Origin of the sequence: Dyadobacter sp. (assembly GCF_051859145.1) — a bacterium.
In the GTDB taxonomy this organism is placed as follows: Bacteria; Bacteroidota; Bacteroidia; order Cytophagales; family Spirosomataceae; genus Dyadobacter.
In genome coordinates this window covers 1-1782 of sequence record NZ_JBHYGF010000598.1, presented here as the reverse complement: position 1 = coordinate 1782, position 1782 = coordinate 1, and the positions used below count along the sequence as shown (strand labels likewise).

The 1782-nt window shown below is 46.2% G+C and carries 1 protein-coding gene; it reads right to left on the bottom strand.

Going from position 1 to position 1782, the window contains the following annotated elements:
- Nucleotides 1-1173 (bottom strand): SusC/RagA family TonB-linked outer membrane protein (locus ACTIE6_RS26370; protein WP_439559474.1); only part of this gene is annotated, 1173 nt, incomplete at its 3' end.
- Nucleotides 1174-1782: the final 609 nt, after the last annotated feature.

Below are 1782 nucleotides of genomic sequence, written 5' to 3'. Positions count from 1 at the left end.
GTCCAGCAACATTGATACATTCTTCGTAAGTGTTACCCCCGTATTGGCCCGGAATGAAAATCTTTCATAATCACGCTTCGGCGTCAATCCGTCCTGATATAAATAATTGCCACTTACCGCGAAGCGGGCCAATTCGTTTCCGCCGGAGATACTTACCGAGTGACTCTGAATGATCGGGTTCTTGTTAAGCATCAGTTCCGACCAATTCGTATTCGGGTAAGCGACTGGATCGTTGCCTTCTCTGGTTTTTTGAATGGTTTCGCCGCTGTAAGGTTCCAGTCCGCCGATGTTTGCGTAGGCTTCGTTGACCATTTCCATATACTTGGGTGCATCAACGAATTTGGGCAGGTAAGTGGCATTCTGCACGCCGGCGTAACCGTCGTAAGTAACAGATAGCTTTCCTGGAATACCCCGTTTGGTTGTTACCAGGATCACGCCATTGGCTGCCCGAGCGCCGTAAATGGAAGCTGCGGCTGCATCTTTTAGTACCGTAATGCTCTCGACCGTCGTGGGATCGACGGAGTTAATGTCGAATGGAACACCGTCCACCAGCACCAGAGGGGAGGAGTTGCCGATCGTTGATATTCCCCTGATCAGGATATTGGAACGGTCTTCGCCTGCCATTCCGCTTCCCTGCATAACCGTAAGACCAGTTACACCGCCTTGTAATGCCTGCGAAAGTTGGGTAATCGGCTTATTGGCGACTGCGGCTTTCACGTCGAGCTTACCGATTGCATTCGCCAGGTTGCGGGCTTTTTGTTCCGAATAGCCGGTGACTACAACTTCGTTCAGGGCAGTATTTTTTTCTTTTAGTGAGACTACCATGTTTTTTGTGCTCAAAACAGGCAGTTCTTTTGGATCAAGACCAACAAAGGTGAAAACCAGCGTATCGCCGATGTTTGTTTGTATCTCAAAATTCCCATTGGGATCGGTGGTCACGCCCCGATCTGTTTTCTTGACCTGAACCGTAACGCCCGGCAATGCAACGGGCGGTTCACTTCCATCGAATACCTGTCCTTTGACAATGAGCGTATCGGCAGTCGGGGTAATGGGGTTTGTATCGAATGACTTGGAGCGGGCGCTCGCTGTACCTGTGAGGAAGATCATCAGGCACAAAGCAGGGATCATGCACGGCAGTAAGCCTTGCAGACTTAGCAGTCGCAGTTTTTTCATACTTTTGATTAAGGATTGAGCTTGTTTTACAGTGAGTAATTCCTTGTGCAGCCCGGTCCGGTTTACCAGACAGGAAGTAGCCGGGCATGCAGTTCAAACGGTGATGTTACCAGCATCACCGTTTTTTATTTGCAATGGTTTCAACTCATAGGCAATTGGGTTGATGAAGAATAATTGCAGGGAACATCAAGAGAATTTGACAAGATGTTGTGAACGATGAGTACGAACCCGGCAAAAAGTACCCACGGTTACATGAAAATTTTTAGTTTTTTATTACTTAATCAAAGTTGAGGTAATGGAAACTGTAACTAGAAGAGGCAAAAAGCTGGCGCCGGGAGCGGCATTATTTTTTCTGATAACTCAACAGGTGAGTTAGTAAGGTGCTGAAAACAATTGCAAAACTTGAAGGTTGGATTGGAAAAGCTGCATGACTTACAGCTACAGGAAGAAGCACTGAAAAAAGCGGTTTGAATATCGGATTGGCATAAAATGAAAACACGCAGGTTTCAAAATGAACCCGCGTGTCAAATTACACTTCATCAACAAACTAAAAACCAAATAAAACTAATACGAAAAAATTCGCTTGTCAAGTTTTTTTTGCTGTAGGAG